Genomic DNA, 6,533 nt, shown 5'->3' with positions numbered 1-6,533 from the left:
CAGGCGTCAGGCGTCAGGCGTCAGGCGTCAGTTGTTCCTACACCAGCGCCCAGACCCCGAAACCGACAAACAGCGCCGCGCTGATGCGGTGGGCCCAGGTCTCGAATTGTTTGCTGCCGAACTGGTGCGCCAGCCAGATCACCGGCAGGTTGGCGGCCACCATGCCCAGGGTGGAGCCACTCAGTACCGGCCAGAACTGGTCCTTGAACTGAACGGCCAGGGCGATAGTGGCCAGCTGGGTCTTGTCGCCAATCTCGGCAATAAAGAACAGCACCAGCGCGGTAAGAAAGGGGCCGAAGCGCGGGTTGTCATCCACGTCTTCATCGCCGTCTGGAATCAACATCCACAGGCCCAGGCCGATAAAGCTGATGCCGAGAATCCAGCGCAGCCATTCCATCGGGATGGCATCGGCCAGCCAGTCGCCAAACCAGACGGAGGCGCCGTGGTTGAGCAGGGTGGCGATGACCACGCCGGCGAGGATAGGCCAGGGTTTGCGGAATTTGAGAATCAGCGCGAGGGACAGCAGCTGGGTCTTGTCGCCAATTTCACCAAGGGCAACCAGCAGAAACGAGCTGAGCAGGGCTTCCATGAACAGTTCCAGTGGGGCGGGATTGCACGACAAGAGACATCACCGGCCAATCCCGCCCCTGCGGAATGCCTGCGATGTCTCAGGTCTCGTCAATCCTGGGGGAGTCAAGGCTCCCCGGATGCGGACGCAGCCACCATGCGCATGAGGCGCAACTATGTTGATGACCGCCAAGGGGCTTTGCGTAAAAGCGATCGAGCGACTACTCCCCCAAGACGGGCAAACCATAGCGGCAATATTCCGGGCAGGCAAGTACAATGGTGCAGTCCGTTCGCGATGCGAGCATCGCTTCCCACAAGAGCTATACCGTAGAGCAGATCCAATGAGTGACGAGCGTTTTCTTGATATCGAAACCAAGCTGGCCTACCAGGAGGATCTGGTGGAGTCACTGAACAAGGTGGTCTGTGACCAGCAGCGCCAAATCGATGCGCTGGAAAAAACCTGCCGGAAGATGGCCGACCGGCTGATGGATTTGTCAGAGGCGTTCGAGGCCACCCAGGTCGAAGACGCCCCGCCGCCGCATTATTGATCAGCTGCGAGCAATGAGCTTCCAGCGAAGAAAAACCGTCGCTATTCGTTCAGGCTTGCATGATCCCGGAAGTGAACCATCCTCCTGAAAGCTAGAAGCTAGAAGCTAGAAGCTAGAAGCTAGAAGCTAGAAGCTAGAAGCTAGAATGAAACAGGCCGCGCTCAAAGGATGGGTGCGGCCTGTTTCATTTAGAAAGGAGCCAGTTCGCGTTGCCGCTTGTGGCTTGTTTTTTTAGGCAGGAACGGGCTCGGCCCGGGCCGCTTCGCCATTGCGCTCGGAAACCTGGCCATTAAGCGTGAACAGGTCGTAGAGTACGCCGAAACCCAGTAGGCCGAAGGTCAGCAGGTAGAGAATGCCCGTGCCCATCTTGCCCATGTAGAAACGGTGTGCGCCAAATACGCCCAGAAACAGCATCAATACCCAGGCTACGCTGTAGTCGGTGTCGCCGCTTTTGAACTGATTATTGGCATCCTGATTCATGCTGGGGATCAAGAAGGCGTCCACGACCCAGCCGATGAAAAAGACGCCCAGGGTAAACATCCACAGCAAGCCGGTGAGCTGACGACCATAGTAAAACCGGTGATAACCAAACAGGCCGCCAAAAAACCATAGCAGGTAGCCGATGGGTGTCAGGTGTGTTTCCTTTTCTTGTTGCATGGGTTTCCCCCTCCGTTGGTAAAGTAAAAAGCGTCCTTGTTATCGCGGGATTCAGTAGTAAGCGCAAAGCGGCAACGCGGGCGTTTCTCTGAAATGAGTAAGCCGCGCCCGGTGGATGGGCGCGGCCTCTTTTTTTCAGGGCGCAGGTGGCTTCATCCGCGTTGTTGCGTGAAGCGTGCCGCCTGCAGCGTCTCCTACTCCGTATCCTCGATGCTCAGTCCTCGTGTGGCCACGTCCAGGCTGGAGGCGTCGGTTTCGTTGCCCAGTTTGATCATCAGGCGCAGGTCGTTGGGGGAGTCCGCGTGGAGCATGGCGTCTTCGTAGGTGATTTCACCGGCGGAATACAGGTCGTAGAGGGCCTGGTCGAAGGTCTGCATGCCCTGCTCGCGGGATTTGCTCATCAGCGCCTTGAGCTGGTGCACTTCGCCCTTGCGGATATGGTCCTGGACCAACGGCGTGCCCAGCAGCACTTCGATGGCCGCGCGGCGGCCCTTGCCGTCCGGGGTGGGGATCAATTGCTGGGCGACGATGCCTTTCAGGTTCAGGGACAAGTCCATCCACAGCTGGCCGTGGCGGTCTGCCGGGAAGAAGTGAATGATCCGGTCCAGCGCCTGGTTGGCGTTGTTGGCGTGCAGGGTGGCCAGACACAGGTGGCCGGTTTCCGCGAAGGCGATGGCCTTGTCCATGGTTTCCGGGGTGCGGATCTCACCGATCAGAATCACGTCCGGCGCCTGGCGCAGGGTGTTCTTCAGGGCCACATCGAAGGACTCGGTATCAATGCCCACCTCACGCTGGGTGACGATGCAGCCCTGGTGCTGGTGGATAAATTCGATGGGGTCTTCGATGGTGATGATATGCCCCTTGGAGTTCTTGTTGCGGTGGCCAATCATGGACGCCAGCGAGGTGGACTTACCGGTACCGGTGGCGCCCACGAAAATCACCAGGCCACGCTTGGTCATGGCCAGTTCCTTGATCACCGGCGGCAGGCGCAGATCGTCCACGTTGGGAATCTTGGTTTCAATGCGACGCAGCACCATGCCCACCAGGTTGCGCTGGTAGAACGCGGAGACCCGGAAACGGCCCACGCCACGGGCGGAGATGGCAAAGTTGCACTCGTGGTTGGCGACGAATTCCTTGCGCTGTTGTTCGGTCATGACGCCGAACACGATGTCCCGGGTCATGTCCGGGGTCAGCGCGCTCTTGGTCACCGGCAGGATCTTGCCGTTCACCTTCATGCTCGGGGGGACGCCGGCGGTGATAAACAGGTCTGACCCGCCTTTCTGTACCATTAATTTGAGAAGCTCTTCGAATTCCATGCTTATGGCCTGCCTGTGCTGATTCCGCCGGCGCCCTCAGTGGGCACCGGTGCCGTGCGTTCGGGGTTAGATTGAGTCCGGGCTCTTGGCTTTTTCGCGGGCCACGTCACGGGCGATCAGGCCTTTCTGCACCAGCCCTTGCAGGCACTGATCGAGGGTCTGCATGCCCAGGGCGCCGCCGGTCTGGATGGCAGAGTACATCTGCGCCACCTTGTCTTCGCGGATCAGGTTCCGGATGGCCGGGGTGCCCATCATGATTTCGTGGGCTGCCACCCGGCCGCCGCCGTTTTTCTTCAGCAGCGTTTGCGATACCACCGCCTGCAAGGATTCCGACAGCATCGAGCGAATCATGGATTTTTCTTCCGCGGGGAATACGTCGATGACCCGGTCAATGGTCTTGGCCGCAGAGGTGGTGTGCAGGGTGCCGAACACCAGGTGGCCGGTTTCTGCCGCCGTCAGTGCCAAGCGGATGGTTTCCAGATCCCGCAGCTCACCCACCAGGATGATGTCCGGATCTTCCCGCAGGGCCGAGCGCAGGGCTTCGGAGAAACCCAGGGTGTCGCGGTGCACTTCCCGCTGGTTGACCAGGCACTTTTTCGATTCGTGCACGAATTCGATGGGATCCTCGATGGTGAGGATGTGCTCGTAGCGGGAATCGTTGATGTAATCGATCATCGCCGCCAGGGTGGTGGACTTACCGGAACCGGTGGGCCCGGTGACCAGCACAATGCCCCGGGGCATTTCGGAGATCTTCTGGAACACCTTGCCCATGCCCAGGTCTTCCATGGTCAGCACTTTCGAGGGAATGGTCCGGAATACCGCACCGGCACCACGGTTGTGGTTAAAGGCGTTCACCCGGAAACGGGCCACGCCGGGTACCTCGAAGGAGAAATCGGTTTCGTAGAATTCCTCGAAATCCTTGCGCTGCTTGTCATTCATGATGTCATAGATCAATGAATGGACTTCCTTGTGCTCCATGGCCGGCAGGTTGATGCGGCGCACGTCGCCATCCACCCGGATCATCGGGGGCAGGCCGGCGGACAAGTGAAGGTCAGAGGCGCCGTTTTTGGCGCTGAAAGCGAGCAGCTCGGTAATATCCATGATTTATACTTGCGTTGTCAGGTATTGGAAAGGACGCCCATAAGCACCCTTTTGTTATTATGTAGGCAGCCGGATCTCGGCTTACTCAGAAATTCGTCGCATGCCTAAAGTAACCCGACCTCTTGAGCCGTTCAATAATGACTGACGTCAAATCACCACTGCTGCACATTGATGAGCAAATAAATGCACTATGCGCGCGCTCAGGCCGCGATCCGCACAGTGTGCAGCTTCTGGCGGTCAGCAAGACCCGCACCGCAGACGAACTGGCCCAACTGGCAGACCAGGGGCAGCGCCATTTCGGGGAAAACTACCTGCAGGAGGCATTGGACAAGATTGTTGCGCTGCAGGGGCGGGGGCTGGTGTGGCACTTCATCGGGCCGATTCAGTCCAACAAGACCCGTGATATCGCCGCCCACTTTGATTGGGTCCATTCAGTGGATCGCTTCAAGGTGGCCCGTCGCCTGAGCGAACAGCGCGGGCCGGATCTGCCACCGCTGAATGTGTGTATACAGGTGAATGTGGATGATGAGGCCAGCAAGAGCGGGGTGCCGCTGGCGGGCGTGGCCGAGCTGGCGGAACAGATAGAGGCCTTGCCCAACCTGCGATTGCGCGGGCTGATGGCGATTCCCCGGGCGGACAATGATGACGGTAATCGTGCCGCCTTCCGACAGCTCGCCATGACACTGTCACAATTGCGCAATACAATGCCCGCCCTCGATACGCTCTCCATGGGTATGAGCGCGGACTATGCGGTGGCCATTGAAGAAGGGGCCACCCTGATCCGGCTGGGCACGGCCCTGTTCGGCCCGCGCCCGCCCAAGGCCTGACAACAAGGACTGCGCAGTTATGGCACAACAACTAATCGGATTTATCGGCGCCGGCAACATGGCAACCAGCCTGGCCGGTGGCATGGTGGCGAAAGGAATTCGCCCGGCCCGTATCTGGATGAGCGATCCCTCCAAAGAGCGCCTGGACGAAGTCGCCCAGCTGCACAGGGTGCACGTGAGCGCGGAAAACCGCGACGTGGCCAGTCGCGTCGACGTGCTGGTGCTGGCGGTAAAGCCGCAGATGATGGAGCAGGTGTGCACCGATCTGCGCGACCTGATTGCTGAGCGTCAGCCGCTGGTGATCTCCATCGCGGCCGGCGTCACCGTAGGCAACCTGCGCAACTGGTTGGGTAGCACCCCGATTGTGCGTTGCATGCCCAATACGCCTTCACTGGTCCAGGCAGGGGCCACTGGCCTGTATGCCGCCGATGACGTGAGCGATGCACAAAAAGCCATGGCCAGGGAGATCCTGGGCTCTGTGGGCATTGCTTTCTGGTTCGACGAAGAGAAAGAACTGGATGCGGTCACCGCGGTGTCCGGTTCTGGCCCGGCCTACTTCTTCCTGCTGATGGAATCGTTGATCGAAGCAGCCAAGGCCCAGGGGCTGGATGCGGGGACCGCCCGGCAGATGGTGCTGCAAACCGCCTGGGGCGCCGCTCAGCTGGCCATTACCAGCGAAGTGGGCCCGGATGTGCTGCGCCAGCAGGTCACCAGCCCCGGTGGCACCACCGCTGCCGCGCTGAATGTGTTCGAAGAAGCGGGTTTCCGCGAACAGGTGCAGGCGGCCGTCGCCGCTGCCCGGGAGCGGTCCGAAGAGTTGGCGGGGTAAAAGGCGAGTGACGAGTTTCGAGTTGCGAGAAGCGAACCCCGAAGGTGGTCTTGATTTTCGCAACTCGTCACTCGCTTCTCGTTACTGTTTTTTGTCCACCCTTTGAAATTTGCCCCCATTGCCCCAAACTCTGTCCCAGCTTCTGGCTAAACGCCGGTCAAGACATCGCAACGGAGTGATCCATGAACCCGCAGGGTGCCCTGGTTTTTTTGCTGGATTTTGCCTTCAGCGCTTACATTTTCATCGTACTGACCCGCTTCGTGCTGCAACTGGCCCGGGCGGATTTTTATAATCCGATCTCCCAGTTTGTGCTCAAGGCCACCAATCCGCTGCTCAAGCCTCTACGCCGGATCATTCCTGGTTACGGTGGGCTGGATGTGGCGTCCCTGGTGCTGGTGGTGGTGCTGATCATGCTCAAGGCGGTGCTGATCCTCGGCATCCAGGTGGGCGGCTTTCCGTCGGGTATTGGCGGGCAACTGGTGATCTACAGCCTGCAGGAGCTGGCCAGCCTGATCCTCAACTATGTGTTCTGGGCGGTGCTGATTCGGGTGATTCTCAGCTGGGTAGCGCCGGATCCGTATAACCCGGTGGTCCGGGTGATTGTGCAGGTCACCGAGCCGATCATGGCGCCGGTTCGCAAGATGCTGCCGCCCATGGGCGGGTTCGATCTGAGCCCGCTGATTGTGCT

Annotated in this window: 8 protein-coding genes; 4 read left to right on the top strand and 4 right to left on the bottom strand. The window is 59.6% G+C overall.

All coding sequences use genetic code 11. From position 1 onward, the window contains the following. Positions 1-37: 37 nt before the first annotated feature. A complete protein-coding gene (locus A3754_RS04995) occupies positions 38-622 on the bottom strand; it encodes a TMEM165/GDT1 family protein (protein ID WP_231880487.1) in 585 nt (194 codons plus the stop codon). Positions 623-908: 286 nt separating this feature from the next. Here A3754_RS04995 and A3754_RS04990 point away from each other — a divergent pair, with 286 nt between their 5' ends. Continuing rightward, positions 909-1,115, top strand: coding sequence for a SlyX family protein (locus A3754_RS04990; RefSeq protein ID WP_063518988.1), 207 nt, complete (start codon positions 909-911; stop codon positions 1,113-1,115). A gap of 231 nt (positions 1,116-1,346) precedes the next feature. Here the strand turns inward: A3754_RS04990 and A3754_RS04985 are convergent, their stop codons facing one another. The 3 genes from A3754_RS04985 to A3754_RS04975 form a co-directional block, all read right to left on the bottom strand. Next, positions 1,347-1,772: a TM2 domain-containing protein gene (locus tag A3754_RS04985; protein WP_063518987.1), complete on the bottom strand. Its 426-nt coding sequence runs from the start codon at positions 1,770-1,772 to the stop codon at positions 1,347-1,349. A gap of 194 nt (positions 1,773-1,966) precedes the next feature. Further along, positions 1,967-3,088 carry a PilT/PilU family type 4a pilus ATPase gene (locus A3754_RS04980; RefSeq protein WP_063518986.1) on the bottom strand — a complete coding sequence of 374 codons (1,122 nt, stop codon included), beginning with the start codon at positions 3,086-3,088 and terminating at the stop codon, positions 1,967-1,969. Between the two features lie 66 nt (positions 3,089-3,154). Further along, the gene (locus A3754_RS04975) at positions 3,155-4,189 is read right to left on the bottom strand and encodes a type IV pilus twitching motility protein PilT (protein WP_063518985.1); all 1,035 of its coding nucleotides are present in this window, start codon (positions 4,187-4,189) and stop codon (positions 3,155-3,157) included. Between the two features lie 137 nt (positions 4,190-4,326). Between A3754_RS04975 and A3754_RS04970 the strand changes: the two genes are divergently transcribed. From A3754_RS04970 to A3754_RS04960, 3 genes are all read left to right on the top strand, one after another. Next, positions 4,327-5,016 carry a YggS family pyridoxal phosphate-dependent enzyme gene (locus tag A3754_RS04970; protein WP_063518984.1) on the top strand — a complete coding sequence of 230 codons (690 nt, stop codon included), beginning with the start codon at positions 4,327-4,329 and terminating at the stop codon, positions 5,014-5,016. Positions 5,017-5,035: 19 nt separating this feature from the next. After that, positions 5,036-5,845: a pyrroline-5-carboxylate reductase gene (gene proC / locus A3754_RS04965; protein WP_063518854.1), complete on the top strand. Its 810-nt coding sequence runs from the start codon at positions 5,036-5,038 to the stop codon at positions 5,843-5,845. Between the two features lie 182 nt (positions 5,846-6,027). After that, positions 6,028-6,533: YggT family protein (locus A3754_RS04960; RefSeq protein ID WP_063518983.1), on the top strand; the 506-nt coding region annotated here is incomplete at its 3' end.

This window comes from Alcanivorax sp. HI0083 (assembly GCF_001635175.1).
Note: the sequence above shows the minus strand (reverse complement) of the source record. Positions and strands in the feature narration are given on the sequence as shown.

Bases quoted from the DNA above. Each gene is read 5' to 3' on its own strand.
- A3754_RS04990 (WP_063518988.1), top strand. From the start codon at position 909: ATGAGTGACGAGCGTTTTCTTGATATCGAAACCAAGCTGGCCTACCAG.
- A3754_RS04985 (WP_063518987.1), bottom strand. From the start codon at position 1,772: ATGCAACAAGAAAAGGAAACACACCTGACACCCATCGGCTACCTGCTA.
- A3754_RS04980 (WP_063518986.1), bottom strand. From the start codon at position 3,088: ATGGAATTCGAAGAGCTTCTCAAATTAATGGTACAGAAAGGCGGGTCA.
- A3754_RS04975 (WP_063518985.1), bottom strand. From the start codon at position 4,189: ATGGATATTACCGAGCTGCTCGCTTTCAGCGCCAAAAACGGCGCCTCT.
- A3754_RS04970 (WP_063518984.1), top strand. From the start codon at position 4,327: ATGACTGACGTCAAATCACCACTGCTGCACATTGATGAGCAAATAAAT.
- proC (WP_063518854.1), top strand. From the start codon at position 5,036: ATGGCACAACAACTAATCGGATTTATCGGCGCCGGCAACATGGCAACC.